This is a genomic window from Streptomyces sp. MMS24-W38 (assembly GCF_059889265.1).
On sequence record NZ_JCBCPP010000001.1, the window covers coordinates 6847893 to 6867082 of the forward strand.

Consider the following 19190-nt stretch of genomic DNA (forward strand, 5'->3'; position numbering starts at 1 on the left):
ACGCGAGCGCACAGGGGTACATGGGGAGCATTCGGGGGAGCGCCGCAGGTCACGGAGATGTTTTACGAGTAAAAGACATGGTAGCGTTGTACGTCATGAGCAGTGCGACCCCCCGTCCCACCCCGAATCCCGCCCCCACGCCGAAGTCCCGGCGCTTCCCGCTGGTCGACGTACTGCGCGTCGGACGGCCCTCCAACATCTGGTTCAAGCCCGCCTTCAGCGTGGTGGTCGCAGTCGCACCGCCCAACCTGATCCTGGTCGCCCTCGGCCGACTGGACCTCGCCGCCTACACCATGGCCGGTTCCCTGTGCGCCCTCTACGCCCACAACCGTCCGTACGCCGCCCGCGCCAAGGCGCTCGCGGGAGTGGTGATCGGCATGGTCGGCGGTCTCGCCGTGGCCCTGGTCTCGGCCTCGCTCACCAGCAACGCGGTGATCCTGGTCGCCGTCGGCGCCCTGCTGGCCGCCGTGCAGAAGGTGCTGTGCGACGTCACGCGCATCGGCCCGCCCGGCAACGTGATCCTCACCTTCGTCAGCTCCGCCTCGTTGTTCGTCCCCCAGACCCTCGGGCAGGTCCCCGACCATGTCGCACTGGCAGCGGTGGCCGGGGTCTGGGCCTGGCTGGTCGGCATGGCGCCCGTACTCGTCCGGCCGCACGGCCCCGAGCGCCGCGCCACCGCCGACGCGCTGTCCGCCACCGCCGCGTACGCCGAGACCGGCGGCACCGGCGACGGCCACACCCGGGCCCGTGCCGCCGCCTACGCCGCCGTGCAGGCCGCCTGGCAGTGCCTGCTCCTCACCGGAACCCGCTCCGCCGCCACCCGCCGAGCCCTCGAACGGCTGGTCATCCGCGCCGAGATCGCGCTCGCCGCGCCGGCGGAGGCCGACCCCGCGCGGTTGCGCGCCCAGGCCCGTGAGCTGCGCGGCACGGGCAGTGTCCCGGGCGCCGACGACCCCCGCTCGGGCGCCGACGAACTCCTCGGGGTGGCCGCCGAGAGCGCCATCCCCCACCGCTCCCTGTGGTCCCGGCTGGGACCGCTCACCCCCATCGCCGTACGCACCGTCCTCGGCTGCAGCCTCGCCGGGTACGCCTCCCTGGCCATCGGGATCGGACGGCCCTACTGGGCCCTGACCACCGCCGCCGCGCTCTACCAGGCCAACATCACCCTCACCTGGAGCCGGACCGTGCAGCGGGTCTTCGGCAACCTCGTCGGCGTGCTGATCTTCGCGGCCGTCGCCCCGATCGCCAACCTGGGGCCGCTCGCCCTCGTCCTGTGCTGCCTCGTCTTCAACTTCGGGGCCGAAGCGCTCATCGGCCGCAACTATTGGCTCGGCAGCGTCTGCGTCACCCCGCTGGCCCTGCTCATCACCGAGTTCCCCGGCTACCAGGCGACCGGCCCCCTGGTCACCGGTCGTGTGGTGGACACCCTGGTCGGCGCGCTGGTCGGCTTCGTCGCCGCCCTGGCCGTCACCAACCGGCGGGCGGGCAACCGCGTCGCGACGGCGCTCAGCACGGCCGGCCTCCGGCGCGAACACGCGGCCCGGCTCCTGACCGACCCGCAGGCCGACCCCACCGCCCTGGAGACCGCCCGGCGCGGCCTGGCCGCCGCCCTTGTCGACCTGCGGGCCGCCGCCGACGCGGCGGCGGGCGAATGGTGGCTCCGCACGCTGCCGCAGGAACACGTCGTGCTCGCCGAGCGGGAGGGACACCGTACGCTCGCGGCGACGGTACGACGCCAGGGGCTGCTGACCGCCCCCGGCGAGGACCCGAACCCCGGCACGGACATGAACCCGGGTACAGATCCGGGCACGAACACGAAGGACATACGGCCATGACGGCGACCGAACGGCTCCCGGCCGACGCAGGACTTCAGATCGAGGGAGGACTTCCCGCCGACGGGGGACTCCCGGCCGGTGCGGGGAACTCGTCCGGCGAGGGGCTTCCGGCGACAGGCGGCGACACCGTGGCCGCGGTGGTCCGGCAGTGGCGGGCCGTGTACCCCGGCCTCGACACCGGGCCCATGGAGGTCATCGGGCGCATCAACCGCTGTGCCGCCCTGCTCCAGCAGGCCGAGGACGCCCCGCTGAGCCGGGCGGGACTGACCCGCCCCGAGTTCGACCTGCTCGGCGCGCTGCGTCGCACCGGGCGCGAACTGACACCGGGCGAACTGGCACGCGAGACCTTCTCCTCCGGCGCCGCCGTCACCAAACGCCTCAAACAGCTCACCGGGCGCGGCCTGGTGGAACGCCGCGGCGACCCGCGTGACCGCCGCATGGCCCGGGTCCGCCTCACCGACGCCGGACGGGACGTCGTCGACGGCATCATGCCCGCGCAACTCGCCTACGAGAACGCCGTGCTCTCCGGTCTGGGCGGGCCGGATCTCGGCGAGCTGGCCGCGCTGCTCGGCGGGCTGCTGGGGCAGCTGGAAGGACGCCTGAGCGCCGTACGGGCGTGACGCGGCCCTCGCGCCCCTCCCCGGTGTCGGATCACCGGCCTCAGAGTCCCGGCCGGTACCGCAGCGGATGGTCGGCCGGAGTCTCCACCAGGACGATGGGTGTGCCGTCCGGGTCGGCGGTCCACATCTCGATGAGGCCCCACGGCTCCCGCACCGGCGGCCGGACGATCTCGACGTTCTTGTCCCGCAGCTCCTGGTGGGCCGCCGCGACGTCCGCGACCTGGAGCCACAACCGCGCCGCCGTGGCCGCAGGGGCCGCCGGGGTGTCGGACCGGCCGGACAGCTCCAGGAAGCCGCCCCCGAGGAAGTAGACGGTGCCGCGCTCCGGGCCGGTGCCGAACTCGCGGTACACGGCGAGGCCCAGTTGCTCGCCGTAGAAGGCGCGGGAGCGCTCGGGATCGGTGGGGCGCAGCAGAACGCGACTGCCGAGTACATGCACCATGCGGCCGAGCGTAGCGGTCGGGTTAGTCTCTTCCGTGCCCTGGCCACGCCGGGAAGTGATGAAGAGGCGAGCGAGAAACCGGAGAAGTGCCCCATGGATACCGTCACCGAGAGCACGCTGACCTTCCGTGACGCCGTCGATGCCGATGTGGACGCTCTCGTCGCGCTGATCGAGTCGGCGTACCGGGGTGACTCCAGCCGGGCCGGGTGGACCACCGAGGCGGACATCCTCGAGGGGCAGCGGACCGACGCCGAGGGGGTGCGGGAGGTCGTCGAGTCGCCGGACAGTCGGCTGCTGACGGTGGAGCGCGAGGGCCGGATCGTCGCCTGCTGCCAGCTCGAACACCGTGGCGATCACGCCTACTTCGGCATGTTCGCGGTCAGCCCCGAGCTCCAGGGCGCCGGGCTCGGCAAGGCGATCATCGCGTACGCGGAGCGGCTGGTGCGCGAGACCTGGGGCGCGAACGAGATGCACATGACCGTGATCTCGGTGCGCGAGGACCTGATCGCCTGGTACGAGCGGCGCGGCTACCGCCGTACGGGAAGGACGACGCCCTTCCCGTACGGCGACGAGCGGTTCGGCGTTCCGCAACGTGCCGACCTGCGGTTCGAGCTGCTGGTCAAGGAACTTGCCTGACGGCCCTCACGCGGTGAACCGGCCGGTGCGCTTGATCTCCGGGTAGTCGGTGGTCGCGCCGTCGAGCCCGAGGGCCCGGACCAGTCTGAGGTGGTCCTGCGTGTTCACCACCCAGCCGATGATCCTCAGGTCCGCCTTGCGGGCCCGCTCGACGATCTCCAGGGTGAGGCGGCGGATGTTCAGGCAGACGGTCGCCGCGCCGGCGCCGACCGCCCGCTCCACGACGTCCGTGCCGATGGGGGTCCCCCCGCTCGAGTATGTTCGAGAGTGGGGGAGGCTGGCGACGAGCGCGGTGCGCACCCCGGGCACCAGGCGCGCGATCTCGGCGATCGCGTCGTCGTGGAACGAGGACACCTCGACCCGGTCCGCCAGGCCCCGCCGGTTCATCACCTCGGCCAGCGCCCTGGCCGCCTGTACGTCCTTGATCTCGGCCTGCAGCGGTGCGTGGACGGTGTCCAGCACCTCCTCGAAGACGGGGACGTGCTCGCCGCGGCCGGCGTCCAGGGTGCGCAGTTCGGCGACGGTCCGGTCGGCGATCGGACCCGTGCCGTCCGTCGTGCGGTCCAGTTCCGCGTCGTGCATGACGACGAGCTCGCCGTCCTTGCTCAGATGCAGATCGAGCTCGATGACGTCCAGGCCGGCCTCCTGGGCGGCGACGAAGGACCGGATGGTGTTCTCGGGCTCGACACCCATGACTCCGCGGTGACCGATGGTGAGGAAGTTCAAGATCCGACTCGCTTCCGTCGACGGCGGCACAGGGCCGCGTCCCTACGGCCCTCCTGGACCGTATCGCCTGTGCCCGTTCCGTCCAGACGCTGAACATCGTTTCTGAGGAGTGTCGTCCACCCGCGCGATGGGCAGGAAAAAATGCGGTGACGGCCGGGGCGGCGCAGGATAATTTGCGGAGACTCCCCTTGCTGGGAGAAACCCCGTACGTATACGGTCGTCGTGCGCAGTTCCTTTGGCGGAGGATGGGATATGACGGAAATTCTTGTGCAGGTGGGTGCGGAGAGAAACGTTCCTCCGGTGCCGAGGGTGGTCGAGCACCCGGCGTGGCCCGTGCTCAAGGATGCCGTGCAGCGGATCCGGCCCTGGCAGGCGAAGGACGGCTCGATCGACTTCGACGCCGAGGACGCCCCGGCCCGCACCGAGGCCGAGGCCGAGGTGCGCCGGGTGACCGACGCGCTCGACGAGCTGTCCCCGCTGCTCCCGCACGACCGCGCCTACCACGAGGCCCTGGTGAAGGATCTGCGCCGCTGGGCCGAGGGCGGCTTCGAGGTGCCCGACTTCCTCGACTCGCTGCTGGCCTTCCAGCCCGCCGCGGGCCGCGAGGACGGCCTCCAGCACCTGGTCGTCTTCCCGATGTACACGCAGAACGGCAACCCCGACCGCAACCTCGAGGCGGTCGTGCTGCGCATGGTCTGGCCCGACTGGCTGGCCGAACTGGAACGCACCCGCTACGACAACCCGCTGTTCTGCGGCATCACCTTCGAGGACTTCACCGCGGGCTACGACACCAACTCCGCGGTGCTCTTCCCCGAGACCATCGCCGTGCGCGAGGCCCCCGAGCGGTTCACCTGGGGCGGCATCTTCTGCGACCGCGAGGCCGCCCGATTCCGCCGCGTCACCGCCGCCGCCGTCGACATCCTGGGCCTGGAGCTGCCCACGGACGTCGCCGCGATGGTGCACGACCAGAAGCGGTGTGAAGAGGCGTTCGTACTCTGGGACATGGTGCACGACCGCACTCACAGCCATGGCGACCTGCCCTTCGACCCGTTCATGATCAAGCAGCGCCAGCCGTTCTGGATGTACGGCCTGGAGGAGCTGCGCTGCGACCTCACCGCCTTCAAGGAGGCCGTCAAGCTGGCCGGCGACGGCGTCCCGCAGGCACGTGACGTGCAGGTCGCGGTGCTGTTCGACCGGATGTTCCGCTTCCCGGTCACCGGCGAGCGGGTCCGCAACTACGACGGCCTCGGCGGTCAACTGCTCTTCGCATACCTGCACAAGCACGATGTCGTCCGCTGGACCGACAACAAACTCAGCATCGACTGGGACCGCGCCCCGCAGGTCACCAACCAGCTGTGCGCCGAGATCGAGACGCTGTACCGCGACGGCATCGACCGCCCGAAACTCGTCCACTGGTTCGCCGGCTACGAACTGGTCTCCACCTACCTCTCCCCGCACCCGGGATCCAAGTGGGCCAAGGGCCCCGAGGCACTGGACCTGACGCAGCCGCCGCGGAAACTCGTCGATGACGTGCTTCCGGACGAGTTTCCGCTGAGCATGTTCTATGAGGCACTGTCCAAGAAGCTGAAGAACGTGATCGCCTCGACCCGGGGCATCACGGGGGACAGCGCCGAGCGGGTCGCCGCGTGAGCGATCTCATTCACAACACTGCTCAGGAGGCGAGGACCATGGGGAACGGGGCGCTCGACGGTGCGGTGATCGCGGTGGCCGGCGCAGGAGGACCCGCGGGGCGCGCGGCACTGCTCAGGCTGGCCGAGGCGGGGGCGACGGTGGTCGGCTCCGACAACGACCCGGAGCGACTGGCGGCGGCCGTGGACGCGGCGCGCTACGCGCACGGCGGCGCCACCGTCACCGGTGACACGGTCGACCTGCTCGACCTGGACTCCACCCGCGAGTGGGCCAGTCGCACCGAGAAGGAGTTCGGCCGGGTCGACGGATTGGTCCACCTGGTCGGCGGCTGGCGCGGCAGCGAGACCTTCACCAAGACCAAACTGGACGACTGGGACCTGCTGGAGCTGCTGCTGGTACGCACCGTGCTGCACACCTCCCTCGCCTTCCACGAGGCGCTCCAGCGCAGCGACCGCGGCCGGTACGTCCTGATCAGCGCGGCCGGTGCCAGCAAGCCCACCGCGGGCAACGCCGCCTACGCCGCCGCCAAGGCCGCCGCCGAGGCGTGGACGCTGGCCATGGCCGACTACTTCCGCAAGGCGGGGGGCGAGCAGGGGCCCACATCGGCGGCTGCGATCCTGGTGGTGAAGGCGTTGGTGCACGACGCGATGCGTGCCGACCGCCCCAACGCGAAGTTCGCGGGCTTCACGGACGTCAAGGACCTCGCCGAGGCCATCGTCGGCGTCTGGGACAAGCCCGCCGCGGAAGTGAACGGAACCCGTCTGTGGCTCACCGAGAAGCCGTGAACCCACCCAGGACCGACGCACGTCGTCATCACGACCCGGACGTCCGCGGTTTCGCCAGCGACAACTACGCCGGGGCCCACCCGGAGGTGCTCGCCGCCCTGGCCCTGGCCAACGGCGGACACCAGGTCGCGTACGGCGAGGACGCGTACACGGAGAACCTCCAGCAGGTGATCCGCAGCCACTTCGGTCCCACCGCCGAGGCCTTCCCGGTCTTCAACGGCACCGGCGCCAACGTCGTCGCGCTCCAGGCGGTCACCGACCGCTGGGGCGCGGTGATCTGCGCCGAGAGCGCCCACATCAACGTGGACGAGGGCGGGGCACCGGAGCGGGTCGGCGGCATCAAGCTGCTCACCGTGCCCACCCCGGACGGCAAGCTCACCCCCGAGCTGATCGACCGGCAGGCGTACGGCTGGGAGGACGAACACCGTGCCATGCCGCAGGTGGTGTCCATAGCCCAGGCCACCGAACTGGGCACGGTGTACACGCCGGACGAGATCCGTGCCCTCTGCGAGCACGCGCACGCCCGTGGCATGAAGGTGCACGTCGACGGCTCCCGGCTGGCCAACGCCGCCGCCACCCTGGACGTGCCGATGCGCACCTTCACCAACGCGGCCGGCGTCGACCTGCTCTCGTTGGGCGGCACCAAGAACGGCGCCCTGTTCGGCGAGGCCGTCGTCGTACTGAACCCGGACGGCATCCGGCACATGAAGCACCTGCGCAAGCTGTCCATGCAGCTCGCCTCGAAGATGCGCTTCGTCTCGGTGCAGTTGGAGGCCCTGCTGGCCCGGGACCTGTGGCTGCGCAACGCCCGGCACGCCAACGAGATGGCCCAGCGCCTCGCCGAGGGCGTACGCGCCGTGCACGGAGTGGAGATCCTCCACCCGGTACAGGCCAACGCGGTCTTCGCCCGCCTGCCGCACGACGTGAGCGAGCGGCTGCAGAAGCGCTTCCGCTTCTACTTCTGGGACGAGGCCGCCGGCGACGTCCGCTGGATGTGCGCCTTCGACACGACCGAGGACGACGTGGACACGTTCCTGGCGGCGCTCAAGGAGGAGATGGCGCGCGCGTAGGGACTGCGTGGGTGTGCGGCCGATCGAGAACGCGTTGACTCTCGATCGGCCGCGCTCTTGCGGGTGAACCCCCGTTCTCGCCATTCTCGAAGGGGGCTCGTTCGGGCTCAGCGTGCCTCGGCCTCGCGGACCTGTTCCGGAGTCGGGGCCGTCCCGCCGAGGTGCGCCGGCATCCACCAGGTGTCGTCCTGGCCCCTGGGGCGCACCGGGTAGGCGCGCTGCGCGGCCTCCAGCAGCTCCTGGACGCGCTCGCGCACCTGCCGGGTGATCGCGCCCGCGTACTTGTCCCTGGACGCCTCGAGCGCCTCACCGACACGGATGGTGATCGGGGTGTGGCTGCGCTTGAAGTTGCGGGGGTGGCCCTTGGTCCACAGCCGCTGGGTGCCCCACACCGCCATCGGGACCAGCGGTACGCCGGCCTCCTGCGCCAGGCGCGCGGCACCCGACTTGAAGCTCTTCAGCGTGAACGACTGCGAGATGGTCGCTTCCGGGAAGACCCCCACGATCTCGCCGGACCGGAGCGAGTCGAGCGCGTGCGCGTACGCCGTCTCGCCCTGCTTGCGGTCCACGGGGATGTGCTTCATCCCGCGCATCAGCGGGCCGGAGACCCGGTGCCGGAACACGGACTCCTTCGCCATGAAGCGCACGAGGCGCTTCTGCGGAAGGGCGGCGAGACCGTTGAAGACGAAATCCAGGTAGCTGATGTGGTTGCTCACCAGCACGGCGCCGCCCGATCGCGGGATGTTCTCCGAACCCCGGCAGTCGATCTTGAGGTCCCACACCTTGAACAGAGTCTGGGCGAAACCGATCACGGGGCGGTAGACGAGTTCTGCCATGGGTGGGGTGGAACCCTTCCTGTCTCTGCCTGGGAAGGGGACTCCCAGCCGAAGTTACGCAGCCGTAGGTTTACGGCTCGTCGCTGATGGTGCCCCAAGAACGACCGGCGGACCAGCCCTGACGGCCGCCTGCGGCGAGATTCTTGTCACGTCCACCCCCTTGATCCACCTCGGGCTTTTGCGTCGCCATTACCTCGCGCGCACCGTCATCCGCCGCAGGAGCAGGTACATCTCGCGGCCCTCCCGCGTCGATGTCCATGGATCACGTGTCCCCTACGGAAAACCCGTACGGGGTGCCGGGGAATCTTTGCGGTCTCGTGAACGCTACGAAGAGTCGATGACCGGACTGACCGGACTGACGGTGTGTGCTGGTGCTCGCGGCGGCGAGTGCCCACGGAGTGCCGCGGCGGCGGCGGAGCGGGAGAGTACGGGTGCGCGGGCGGGACGACGGCAAGCGGCTCCGAGCGCCGGAGCTCGGCGCGGAACTGGGTGAACGCGCCACGCTGGTGCAGTTCTCCAGCGCCTTCTGCGCGCCCTGCCGGGCGACCCGGCGGGTGCTCGGCGAGGTGGCCGGCCTGGTCCCGGGCGTGGCCCATGTGGAGATCGACGCCGAGGCCCACCTGGACCTCGTGCGCCGGCTCGAGATCCTCAAGACGCCGACGGTGCTGGTCCTCGACGCCGACGGCCGTGTCGTGCGGCGGGCCACCGGGCAGCCGCGCAAGGCCGATGTGATCGCCGCGCTGGGGGAGGCGGTGTGACGGAGGGACGCCCTCCCGTGAGTCATCTCCCACATCCCGGGACCGACTTGACGGTGCGTGGCACCTGTCGTCAGCCTGACACCATGTTCTCGGAGGACTCGGAACTCCTTCACCCCCGGTGGGTGCCCGCCTCGCCGGAGCTGCTGCGCTCCGTCTTCCGGCAGCACGCGGCGGGCGTGGCGGTGATCACCGCGCGCGGGGAGTCCGGCCCGGTCGGCTTCACCGCCACTTCCCTCGTCTCGGTCTCGGCCGATCCCCCCTTGCTCTCCTTCGGTGTCGGCACCGGGGGTGCCAGTTGGCCCGCCATCGTCGCGAGCGATCACGTCGGGGTCCATGTGCTGGGCGAGCACCAGCGGGAGCTGGCGGCCACCTTCGCCCGCCCGGGCGCCGACCGCTTCGGCGCGGCCACCGCCTGGCACGAGGGCCCCGAGGGCGTCCCCGTGCTGGAGGACGTCCTCGCCTGGACGGTGTGCGCGGTGGTGACACGCGTGCCCGCCGGCGACCACCGGATCGTGCTGGCCGAGGTCCTGCTCGGCGACCACACCGGTCACGGCCGGCCCCTCGTCCACCATCAGGGCCGTTTCCGCGCACTGCGTGATTGACGGGGCCGGGGATCCCTGCTGCGGGCCCGTCGGGTTCCGGTTACGCTGCGTTGCGAAGGTCACAGTTCAAAGCGCTTGCTCAGCGGGAAAGAACTGGGTGTACTGGCGAGTAATATTTCGTTGGGAAGAGTGCTTCGCCCCGATCGGGAACGGCCGGTTGAGGCGCTTATGCTGCCTGAAGGCAGGCAGCCAGAAATGACGATGCAGTAGGAGAGCCGGCGTGAGCTTGAGGATCGTTGTCACCGTGAAGTATGTGCCCGACGCCACGGGCGACCGGCGCTTCGCCGAGGACCTGACCGTCGACCGCGACGACGTGGACGGTCTGCTCTCCGAGCTGGACGAGTACGCGGTCGAGCAGGCGCTGCAGATCGCCGGGAACTCCGACGACGACGTGGAGATCACCGTGCTGACGGTGGGCCCGGAGGACGCCAAGGACGCGCTGCGCAAGGCGCTGTCCATGGGCGCCGACAAGGCGATCCACGTCGAGGACGACGACCTGCACGGCACCGACGCCATCGGCACCTCCCTGGTGCTGGCCAAGGCGATCGAGAAGGCCGGCTACGACCTGGTCATCTGTGGCATGGCCTCCACCGACGGCGTCATGGGCGTGGTCCCGGCGCTGCTCGCCGAGCGCCTGGGCGTGCCGCAGGTCACCCTGCTCTCCGAGGTCTCCCTCGAGGACGGCACCGTGAGGGGCCGCCGGGACGGCGACGCCGCGAGTGAGCAACTCGAGGCGTCCCTGCCGGCGGTGGTGTCGGTCACCGACCAGTCGGGCGAGGCACGCTACCCGTCGTTCAAGGGCATCATGGCGGCCAAGAAGAAGCCGGTGACCTCCTGGGACCTGTCCGACCTCGACCTGGAGGCCGACGAGGTCGGCCTGGCCGGCGCCTGGACCGCGGTCGAGTCGGCGACCGAGCGCCCGGCCCGCACCGCGGGCACGATCGTCAAGGACGAGGGCGAGGGCGGCAAGCAGCTCGCCGCCTTCCTCGCGAGCCAGAAGTTCGTCTGAGCCACGCGGCTCGAGCTCGCTTTTCGCCCCTCATCTTTCGCAAGCAGGAGAGAAGAAGTCCCATGGCTGAAGTTCTCGTCTACGTCGACCACGCCGGCGGCGCGGTCCGCAAGCCGACCCTGGAGCTTTTGACGCTGGCCCGCCGGATCGGCGAGCCGGTCGCCGTCGCGCTGGGCGCCGGCGCCGCCGACACCGCCGCCGTGCTGGCCGAGCACGGCGCGGCCCGGGTGCTCACCCACGAGGCCGCCGAGTACGCCGACTACCTGGTGGTGCCGAAGGTGGACGCCCTGCAGGCCGCGGCCGCGCAGGTCTCCCCGGCCGCCGTGCTGGTGCCGTCCTCTGCCGAGGGCAAGGAGATCGCGGCCCGTCTCGCGTTGCGCCTGGGCTCGGGCGTGATCACCGACGCCGTCGACCTTCAGGCCGGCGATCAGGGTCCGGTGGCCGTGCAGTCGGTGTTCGCCGCCGCGTTCACCACCCGCTCCCGGGTCTCCCGGGGCACCCCGGTCATCACGGTCAAGCCGAACAGCGCGGCGGTGGAGCCGGCCCCGGCCGCCGGCGCGGTGGAGGCGCTGGACGTCACGTTCTCCGCGCAGGCGAGGGGCACCCGGGTGGTGGCGCGCACGCCGCGGGAGGCGACGGGCCGTCCGGAGCTGACCGAGGCCGCGATCGTGGTCTCCGGGGGCCGCGGGGTGGGCGGCGCGGAGCACTTCGCGGTGATCGAGGCGCTGGCCGACTCGCTCGGTGCGGCGGTGGGGGCCTCGCGGGCCGCGGTGGACGCGGGCTGGTACCCGCACACCAGCCAGGTCGGGCAGACCGGCAAGAGCGTGTCGCCGCAGCTGTATGTGGCCGCCGGGATCTCCGGGGCGATCCAGCACCGGGCGGGCATGCAGACCTCGAAGACGATCGTGGCGGTCAACAAGGACGCCGAGGCGCCGATCTTCGATCTGGTCGACTACGGCGTGGTCGGCGACCTGTTCGACGTGGTCCCGCAGCTCACCGAGGAGATCAAGGCCCGCAAGGGCTGACCCTCCCCGTACCGTACGAGGCCCCCGCGACCGCACCTCGAGTTCCCGTGGTCGTGGGGGCCTCGGCCTGTCCCGGCACATCCTGTTCCGGTACGGCGCCGTCTAGCCCAAGGCGAGCGACGCCTGTACCGGCAGATGGTCGCTCGGGAACCGACTGTCCAGGGTGAAGGTGTTGACCGAGGCCCGGTGCACCGTGGCGCCGGGTGTGGTCAGGATCCAGTCGATGCGGGCACCGCCCGGAACCAGCGGCCCGTACCCGTGGAACGTCCCGTAAGGCTCGCCCCGGTCGGCCGCCGCGTCCCAGGTGTCGACGAGGCCGGCGCCCAGCAGCGTGTCGTACACGGGGTTCCCGTGGGCGGCGACGTTGAAGTCCCCCGTCACGACCACCGGCAGGGAGCGCGCGAGCCCGGCGACGCGCTCGGCGATCAGGGCGGCGGCCCGCTCGCGTGCGTACTGGCTGGCGTTGTCCAAGTGGGTGTTGAGGACGTAGAACTCCCGGCCACCGGCGCGCAGATCGCGGAAGCGGACCCAGGTGACCATGCGGAGGTGGGCGCTGCCCCAGGTGTTCGAGGCGATCGTGTACGGCGTGTCGGACAGCCAGAAGTGGTCGTACTCCAGCGGGGCGAGCCGGTGGGTGTCGTAGAGGACCGCCATGAACTCGTCGCGGCTGCCGCCCGCCCGGCCGGTGCCGATCCAGTCGTAGGACGGCCCCAGGTCGGCCTCGATGTCGCGCAGCTGCTGGTGGAGGCCCTCCTGGGTGCCGATGACGTGCGGCTGCTCGCGGCGCAGCAGCCGGCGCGTCACGGGTCTGCGGGCGGCCCAGCTGTGGGGTTCCGCCGTACTCGCGAAGCGCAGGTTGAACGACATGACCTCCAGCGGCCGGCCCGGACGTCCCCGGGCCGAGGCGGGCTCGGGGGGCAGCGCTGTACTGGAGAGCGGGAGCGTGACGGAGGCGGCGAGCGCGGTTCTCAGTCCCAGGCGGCGCGTGACTCGGCTGTGGTTCGGCACAGAAGCTCCTTCGCTGGTGCCGTGCGGCGGTTTCCGGGCGAGTCGGACGGAGGAAGCGAATACAGACAGTGCCAGATGCACGGGGGGCACGCCGAGACGGTGGAGTGGATCGGGGCGCGAGCGGGGCGTAAGACGGTGTTGACCGGTCCGGAGACCGCCCGATAGCTTCGTTCAACGGATTGTTGATTCCGTGCCGCGGAAGATTGGGTGGGTGTGGGATGACCCAGGGTCGGCAGGAGCAGGTCGCGACGAGCCTCACGGACGCCGTCGGCGCGGAGATCGGCGCCTCCCTGGCGCCCGTCGACGCCGAACTGGCACGGCGCTACCCCGGAGACCCCGGCACCCGTCAGCCCGTCCACACCGTCTACGTCCCCGGTGACGCCTTCACCGCCGGGACCCTCCGCTCCTGGGGCGACCAGGCACTGGCCGCGCTCGACGAACACGCCCCGGACGCCGCCTCGTTCGCCGACGCCATCGGGCTGGACCACGCACTCGCCGAGGACGTGTACGGTCGCGTCCGCTCGAAGCTGGAGCGCGAGCCCGTCGAGGATCTGCGCGTCGACTTCGAGGACGGCTACGGCAACCGCCCCGACGCCGAGGAGGACGAGACCGCCGCCCGCGCGGCCCGGCTGATCGCCGAGGCGTACCGGGACGGCACGGCCGCCCCCTGCATGGGCATCCGGATGAAGTGCCTCGAGGCCGCCGTGCGCGACCGGGGCATCCGTACCCTCGACATCTTCCTCACCGGCCTGGCCGAGGCCGGCCCGCTGCCCGCCGGGCTGGTGCTGACACTGCCCAAGGTCACTTATCCCGAGCAGGTCACCGCCATGGTGCGGCTCCTCGAGGCGTTCGAGAAGGCGCGCGGTCTCGAGCCCGGCCGGCTCGGCTTCGAGATCCAGATCGAGACCAGCCAGGCCATCCTCGCCGCCGACGGCACCGCCACCGTCGCCCGGATGATCCAGGCTGCCGGGGGCCGCGCCACCGGACTGCACTACGGCACCTTCGACTACAGCGCCTGCCTCGGTGTCTCCGCGGCCCATCAGGCCAGCGACCATCCGGCCGCCGACCACGCCAAGGCCGTCATGCAGGTCGCCGCCGCGGGCACCGGCGTACGTGTCTCGGACGGCTCCACCAACGTCCTGCCCGTCGGCCCGAGCACACAGGTCCACGCGGCCTGGCGGCTGCACCACCGCCTCACCCGCCGCGCCCTCGCCCGTGCCTACTACCAGGGCTGGGACATGCACCCCGGTCACCTCCCCACCCGTTACGCGGCCGTCTTCGCCTTCTACCGGGAGGGTTTCGAGCAGGCCGCCGCCCGGCTCGCCCGGTACGCCACCCGGACCGCCGGTGACGTCATGGACGAGCCCGCCACCGCGAAGGCCCTCGCCGGACACCTGCTGCGCGGCCTGGACTGCGGCGCCCTGGACATCGCCGAGGTCGCGCGGACGACCGGCCTCACCCGCGCCGACCTGGAGGGCTTCGCGTCCCCGTGCCGCGGCGGCCTGGAGGCCTCCGCCCGGTAGCCCCCTCGTCGGCGTCGGCTACGTGCGGGGCGGCGAAAACGACGCACCGGTGCCCGGGCTCCCCACCCGCTGAGACCGTACGTACCGCTCCAGCCCCGACGCCGTCACCAGGTGCTCCTCGGCGAACACCCGCGTGCCCCGTGCGCACAGCAGCCGGTCGGCACGGGCCCGCGCACTGAACTGTTCGGCGGAGACGCCGAACAGTTCCCGCAACCTCCTTGACCTCATGAGGAGTTCGGTGAGCAAGGGGCGCTGCCCGCAGTGGGTGCGCGGGGCTCCGGTGCCGTCGTGGAGGACACCGTGCTGGTTGACGTAGGCGTGGGCGCCGGGGAGCGGGGTGCCGTCGGGGAGTTCCACGCGGACGTCGGGTGCGGGCAGCCAGGCGCGGTCGTAGTTGCCGTCCGGCAGCGGCACGCCCTCGCTCGCGTCGATCACCGAGAGCTGCTCGACGCCGAGCCAGATCACGAACAACTCCCTTTCGACACCAGGGGCCTTGACCGGAGAAGCGGACACATAGCCCATCCGGCTCACATGCGCCGAGACACCCACGTCGACACCGGACGCCCGGGCCAGCACCATGGGGACGGGCGAGGAAATTCCGAACCGGGCCAGCTTGTACCGCAATTGGCCGGGGCTGGCGTTGGAACCGAAGGCGAGGACGGGCACCCGGTCCTCGTGGACCAGGCGGTCCAGCGGCAGCAGCCGGTCCCCGTCGAGCAGCGCCGACTCCCGTGGCCACGGCCCCGGATACAACAACGGATGCTCACGCGGTGCCTCGGCCAGGCCCAGCGCCCGCAGTGTGCGCCCTGCGGGACCCGGGTCGCCGGTGCGGTACTCGGTGGACACCGCGGGCTCAGTCCGCCGGGGGCAGCTCGCCGGAGCCGCGTGTGATCAGCCGGGTCGGCAGCTCGATGCGCTCGGGGGCGAGCAGGGTGCCGTCCATCTGGCGGAAGAGGCGCTCGGCCGCGGTCCGGCCGAGGGCCGCCGCGTCCTGGGCGACGACCGTGACGCCCGGCTGGAGCAGATCGGCGAGTTCGATGTCGTCGAAGCCGACGAGCGCGACCTGACGGGACCGCTCGGTCAGGACCCGGATCACGGTGACGGTCACCCGGTTGTTGCCCGCGAAGACCGCGGTGACCGGGTCCGGGTGGGAGAGCATCTCCTCGGTGGCCCGGCGCACCCGCTCGGGGTCGGTGACGCCGAGGGAGATCCAGGCGTCCTCCACCCGTATGCCCGCGTCCTCCATGGCGGCGCGGTAGCCGCGCAGCCGTTCGGACGCGGTGTGGATGCCGGGCATGTCACCGATGAAACCGATTCTCCGGTGCCCGTGGGCGATCAGATGCGCCACGCCGTCACGGGCACCGCCGAAGTTGTCCGAGAGGACGACGTCGGCGTCGATGCGACCGGCCGGCCGGTCCACGAAGACCGTGGCGACGCCCGCCTTGAGTTCCGGTTCCAGGTACCGGTGGTCGTCACCGGCCGGAATCACCACCAGCCCGTCCACCCGGCGGGCGCACAGCGCCAGCACCAGCTCCTGTTCGCGGTCGGCGTCCTCCGCGCTGGAGCCGTTGATCAGCAGCGCGCCGTGCGCGCGGGCGACTTCCTCGACCGCCCGGCTCAGCGGACCGTAGAACGGGTCCGCGAGATCCTCCAGGACCAGGCCGACACTGGCGGTGCTGCCCTTGCGGAGCACCCGGGCGCTGTCGTTGCGGCGGAAACCGAGGGCGTCGATGGACTCCTGCACCCGGCGCTCCGTCTCCGGCGTGACCCCGGGCTCGCCGTTGACCACTCGCGAGACCGTCTTCAGGCCGACCCCGGCGCGGGCCGCCACGTCCTTCATGGTCGGACGGTTGCCGTAACGGGACCCTGAGAGGCGGTTGGTGCGGCGGGGCGTCTCCGGCACGGTGTGGTGTCCTGTCGATCATGGGATGCGTGGATCCATGGGCTTGTATGAGGATGTGGCGTCGAGCATAGGGCCTGGACAACGTTGTCAGGCTCGGGGACACTGTCCATCGCGCACTCCGGCCCGCAGATCACCGCGAGATCGAGGTGCGGCTCGCCCTGTGTGTCGGTTCCTGGCCGGGCATGGGTCATTTCGGCGCGTTTCTCATGGTTGACGGGGGAGATCCGACACTGATGCACACCGACCTCGTGGCTGCGCTCGACATCGGCGGTACCAAGATCGCCGGCGCGCTGGTGGACGGCCGTGGCCGGATCCTGGTCCGTGCCCAGCGGCCGACGCCCGCCGAGGAGGACGGCGACACCGTGATGCGGGAGGTCGGGGCGGTGCTGGCGGAGCTCACCGCGTCCCCGCTGTGGGAGAACGCGGGCGCGGTCGGCATCGGCAGCGCGGGCCCCGTGGACGCCTCGGCGGGCACCGTGAGCCCGGTGAACGTGCCCGGCTGGCGCGACTACCCGCTGGTCGCCGGGGTCCGGGCGGCGACCGGCGGGCTGCCCGTGGAACTGATCGGCGACGGTGTGGCGATCACCGCGGCCGAACACTGGCAGGGCGCCGCCCGCGGTCATGACAACGCGCTGTGCATGGTCGTCTCGACCGGGGTCGGCGGCGGACTGGTGCTGGGCGGCCGGCTGCACCCCGGACCGACCGGCAACGCGGGGCACATCGGCCACATCAGCGTGGATCTCGACGGCGACCCGTGCCCGTGCGGCTCACGCGGCTGCGTGGAACGCATCGCGAGCGGCCCCAACATCGCCCGACGGGCCTTGGAGAACGGCTGGCGCCCCGGACCGGACGGCGACACCTCCGCCGCCGCAGTGGCCGCCGCCGCCCGGGCCGGGGATCCGGTGGCCGTGGCGTCGTTCGCCCGGGCCGCGCGGGCACTGGCCGCCGGGATCGCGGCCACCGCGACCCTCGTCGAGATCGACATCGCCGTGGTCGGCGGGGGAGTGGGCAAGGCGGGCGAGGTACTCTTCGCACCGCTGCGGCAGGCCCTGGCCGAGTACGCGACCCTGTCCTTCGTCCAGCGGCTCGTGGTGACACCGGCGCAGATGGGCACCGACGCCGGCCTGGTGGGCGCGGCGGCCGCGGCGCTGGCGAAGCGGAAGGACCCGGCCGCCGCGGGCGTCTGAGGACGGCGGGCCCCACGCACCACGCCGTATTCTCCGCGCCGCGTGACCCCGAGGCGGTTTCGGCAGTTGAGCCCGGCATGAAGAAGCGCAGCATGCTCGCCATCGCCTCCCTCGCCACCGGCTTCGTCGTCGCGGCCATCACCCCGTCTCACGCGCTCGGTGAGAGCCTCGACAGCCTTCCCGTCGGCGACACCCTCGGCACCCTCGACCAGACCGTCGCCGACGAGAGCCCGGTCCTCGCCGACGACGACCGGGAGGCCAGGGGCTGACGGGCCCACCGCGAAATCCACGGCGCCGACGCCTCGGAAGGGGGCGCCGGCGCCGTCGGTGTGCGTTCTCAACTGGGGCTGGTTTCCGTGGCAGGGTGGAGCGGGCAAGCCACAGGGGGCCAACAGAAGAGGGGGAACCGTGATCGTCTGGATCAACGGTGCGTTCGGTGCGGGGAAGACGACGACCGCACGGGAACTGATCGAACTGATCCCGAACAGCGCGCTCTTCGACCCCGAGGTCATCGGCGGGGCGCTGGGCCATCTGCTTCCGCCCAAACACCTCGCCGAGGTCGGCGACTACCAGGACCTTCCCATCTGGCGTCGGCTGGTGATCGACACGGCGGCGGCGATGCTCGCGGAACTCGGCGGGACCCTCGTCATCCCGATGACCCTGCTGAGACAGGAGTACCGGGACGAGATATTCGGCGGCCTCGCGGCCCGCCGCATTCCGGTCCGGCATGTTCTCCTCGCTCCGGCGGAAACGATCCTGCGCGAGCGAATAGCGGGCCGGGAGGTCCGGCCGGACCTCCCGGACGGCGAGATGCGGGTACGGCAGTGGTCCTACGACCACATCGAGCCGTACCGGGCGGCCCTGGCCTCCTGGCTCACCGCCGACGCCTACCCGGTCGACACCGGCCCGCTGACTCCGTACGCCACCGCCGTCCGCATCGCCGAGGCGGTCGGCAACGGAGAGGTGCCCGCCTGCGACATCGTGCAGACACCCGAGCCGACCGCCGAGACCGTGGCCGCCGGTGTCCTCCTCTTCGACGAGCGGGACAGAGTGCTTCTCGTCGACCCGACCTACAAGCCGGGCTGGGAGTTCCCGGGCGGGGTCGTCGAACCCGGTGAGGCACCCGCGCGGGCGGGCATGCGCGAGGTCGCCGAGGAGACCGGGATCCGCCTCGACGACGTGCCGGCACTGCTCGTCGTCGACTGGGAACCACCCGCGCCGCCCGCCTACGGCGGTCTGCGTCTGATCTTCGACGGCGGTCGTCTCCCCGCCGCCGACGCCGCGCGGCTGCTGCTGCCCGGCCCCGAACTGCGCGACTGGCGCTTCGTCTCCGAGACGGAGGCCGCCGACATGCTGCCCCCGGTGCGCTACGAGCGCCTCCGCCGCGCCCTGCGGGCACGGGAACGCGGGAAGGCCGTGTACCTGGAAGCGGGGGTACCGGTCGGCTGAGGAGAGGACACGGGACGACGGCGGGCCGCTCGGCCCTCGTGGGCTCGGCGGGACGCCCCGGCCGTATCCGCCGCCCGCGCGGAGCGTTGCCGCCGCGCGTGTGTCCGGATGCGCATACGGCGGCAA

General features: G+C 71.6%; 20 protein-coding genes. 14 read left to right on the forward strand and 6 right to left on the reverse strand.

Features of this window, described 5'->3' with window-relative positions:
- Positions 1-95 precede the first annotated feature (95 nt).
- Entirely contained in the window at positions 96-1835 is a 1740-nt protein-coding gene (locus AC6F7H_RS30155) for an FUSC family protein (protein WP_500760626.1), read from the forward strand.
- On the forward strand, positions 1832-2455 hold the full coding sequence (locus AC6F7H_RS30160; RefSeq protein WP_500760628.1) for a MarR family winged helix-turn-helix transcriptional regulator: 624 nt from the start codon (positions 1832-1834) through the stop codon (positions 2453-2455). The genes AC6F7H_RS30155 and AC6F7H_RS30160 overlap by 4 nt, the downstream gene beginning before the upstream one ends.
- Positions 2456-2495: 40 nt before the next feature.
- Here the strand turns inward: AC6F7H_RS30160 and AC6F7H_RS30165 are convergent, their stop codons facing one another.
- Positions 2496-2897, reverse strand: a complete 402-nt coding sequence (locus AC6F7H_RS30165; protein WP_500760630.1) for a VOC family protein — start codon at positions 2895-2897, stop codon at positions 2496-2498.
- A gap of 93 nt (positions 2898-2990) precedes the next feature.
- On the opposite strand from AC6F7H_RS30165, the gene AC6F7H_RS30170 reads away from it, so the two are divergent.
- Complete coding sequence (locus AC6F7H_RS30170; protein ID WP_500760633.1) at positions 2991-3533, forward strand: GNAT family N-acetyltransferase; 543 nt, start codon at positions 2991-2993, stop codon at positions 3531-3533.
- Positions 3534-3539: 6 nt separating this feature from the next.
- Here AC6F7H_RS30170 and AC6F7H_RS30175 read toward each other — a convergent pair whose 3' ends face one another.
- Positions 3540-4259 carry a glycerophosphodiester phosphodiesterase gene (locus tag AC6F7H_RS30175; protein ID WP_500760636.1) on the reverse strand — a complete coding sequence of 240 codons (720 nt, stop codon included), beginning with the start codon at positions 4257-4259 and terminating at the stop codon, positions 3540-3542.
- Between the two features lie 252 nt (positions 4260-4511).
- Between AC6F7H_RS30175 and AC6F7H_RS30180 the strand changes: the two genes are divergently transcribed.
- The 3 genes from AC6F7H_RS30180 to AC6F7H_RS30190 are packed head-to-tail and all read left to right on the forward strand — an operon-like array spanning position 4512 to position 7764.
- Positions 4512-5909, forward strand: coding sequence for a DUF6421 family protein (locus AC6F7H_RS30180; RefSeq protein ID WP_500760639.1), 1398 nt, complete (start codon positions 4512-4514; stop codon positions 5907-5909).
- 38 nt (positions 5910-5947) lie between these two features.
- The gene (locus tag AC6F7H_RS30185) at positions 5948-6694 is read left to right on the forward strand and encodes an SDR family NAD(P)-dependent oxidoreductase (RefSeq protein WP_500762139.1); all 747 of its coding nucleotides are present in this window, start codon (positions 5948-5950) and stop codon (positions 6692-6694) included.
- Positions 6691-7764 (forward strand): threonine aldolase family protein, encoded by a 1074-nt coding sequence (locus AC6F7H_RS30190; RefSeq protein ID WP_500760641.1) that lies wholly within the window; start codon positions 6691-6693, stop codon positions 7762-7764. Before AC6F7H_RS30185 ends, AC6F7H_RS30190 begins: the two co-directional genes overlap by 4 nt.
- A gap of 107 nt (positions 7765-7871) precedes the next feature.
- Here AC6F7H_RS30190 and AC6F7H_RS30195 read toward each other — a convergent pair whose 3' ends face one another.
- Positions 7872-8600, reverse strand: coding sequence for a lysophospholipid acyltransferase family protein (locus tag AC6F7H_RS30195; RefSeq protein ID WP_500760643.1), 729 nt, complete (start codon positions 8598-8600; stop codon positions 7872-7874).
- Between the two features lie 371 nt (positions 8601-8971).
- Between AC6F7H_RS30195 and AC6F7H_RS30200 the strand changes: the two genes are divergently transcribed.
- The 4 genes from AC6F7H_RS30200 (at position 8972) to AC6F7H_RS30215 (ending at position 11994) form a co-directional block, all read left to right on the forward strand.
- Positions 8972-9358, forward strand: a complete 387-nt coding sequence (locus tag AC6F7H_RS30200) for a thioredoxin family protein (protein WP_181383873.1) — start codon at positions 8972-8974, stop codon at positions 9356-9358.
- Between the two features lie 83 nt (positions 9359-9441).
- Complete coding sequence (locus AC6F7H_RS30205; RefSeq protein WP_500760645.1) at positions 9442-9960, forward strand: flavin reductase family protein; 519 nt, start codon at positions 9442-9444, stop codon at positions 9958-9960.
- Positions 9961-10180: 220 nt separating this feature from the next.
- Positions 10181-10969 carry an electron transfer flavoprotein subunit beta/FixA family protein gene (locus AC6F7H_RS30210; RefSeq protein WP_500760647.1) on the forward strand — a complete coding sequence of 263 codons (789 nt, stop codon included), beginning with the start codon at positions 10181-10183 and terminating at the stop codon, positions 10967-10969.
- Positions 10970-11031: 62 nt separating this feature from the next.
- Positions 11032-11994, forward strand: coding sequence for an electron transfer flavoprotein subunit alpha/FixB family protein (locus AC6F7H_RS30215; protein WP_500760649.1), 963 nt, complete (start codon positions 11032-11034; stop codon positions 11992-11994).
- Between the two features lie 102 nt (positions 11995-12096).
- Here the strand turns inward: AC6F7H_RS30215 and AC6F7H_RS30220 are convergent, their stop codons facing one another.
- Positions 12097-13002: an endonuclease/exonuclease/phosphatase family protein gene (locus AC6F7H_RS30220; protein WP_500760651.1), complete on the reverse strand. Its 906-nt coding sequence runs from the start codon at positions 13000-13002 to the stop codon at positions 12097-12099.
- A 218-nt stretch (positions 13003-13220) separates the two neighbouring features.
- On the opposite strand from AC6F7H_RS30220, the gene AC6F7H_RS30225 reads away from it, so the two are divergent.
- Positions 13221-14525: a DUF6986 family protein gene (locus AC6F7H_RS30225; RefSeq protein WP_500760653.1), complete on the forward strand. Its 1305-nt coding sequence runs from the start codon at positions 13221-13223 to the stop codon at positions 14523-14525.
- A gap of 18 nt (positions 14526-14543) precedes the next feature.
- Here AC6F7H_RS30225 and AC6F7H_RS30230 read toward each other — a convergent pair whose 3' ends face one another.
- The gene (locus tag AC6F7H_RS30230; protein ID WP_500760655.1) at positions 14544-15371 is read right to left on the reverse strand and encodes a hypothetical protein; all 828 of its coding nucleotides are present in this window, start codon (positions 15369-15371) and stop codon (positions 14544-14546) included.
- A gap of 7 nt (positions 15372-15378) precedes the next feature.
- On the reverse strand, positions 15379-16428 hold the full coding sequence (locus AC6F7H_RS30235) for a LacI family DNA-binding transcriptional regulator (RefSeq protein WP_500760657.1): 1050 nt from the start codon (positions 16426-16428) through the stop codon (positions 15379-15381).
- A 233-nt stretch (positions 16429-16661) separates the two neighbouring features.
- On the opposite strand from AC6F7H_RS30235, the gene AC6F7H_RS30240 reads away from it, so the two are divergent.
- From AC6F7H_RS30240 to AC6F7H_RS30250, 3 genes are all read left to right on the forward strand, one after another.
- Positions 16662-17615, forward strand: coding sequence for an ROK family protein (locus AC6F7H_RS30240; protein ID WP_500760659.1), 954 nt, complete (start codon positions 16662-16664; stop codon positions 17613-17615).
- Between the two features lie 77 nt (positions 17616-17692).
- A complete protein-coding gene (locus AC6F7H_RS30245; protein WP_500760661.1) occupies positions 17693-17884 on the forward strand; it encodes a hypothetical protein in 192 nt (63 codons plus the stop codon).
- Between the two features lie 139 nt (positions 17885-18023).
- On the forward strand, positions 18024-19064 hold the full coding sequence (locus tag AC6F7H_RS30250) for an NUDIX hydrolase (RefSeq protein ID WP_500760664.1): 1041 nt from the start codon (positions 18024-18026) through the stop codon (positions 19062-19064).
- Positions 19065-19190: the final 126 nt, after the last annotated feature.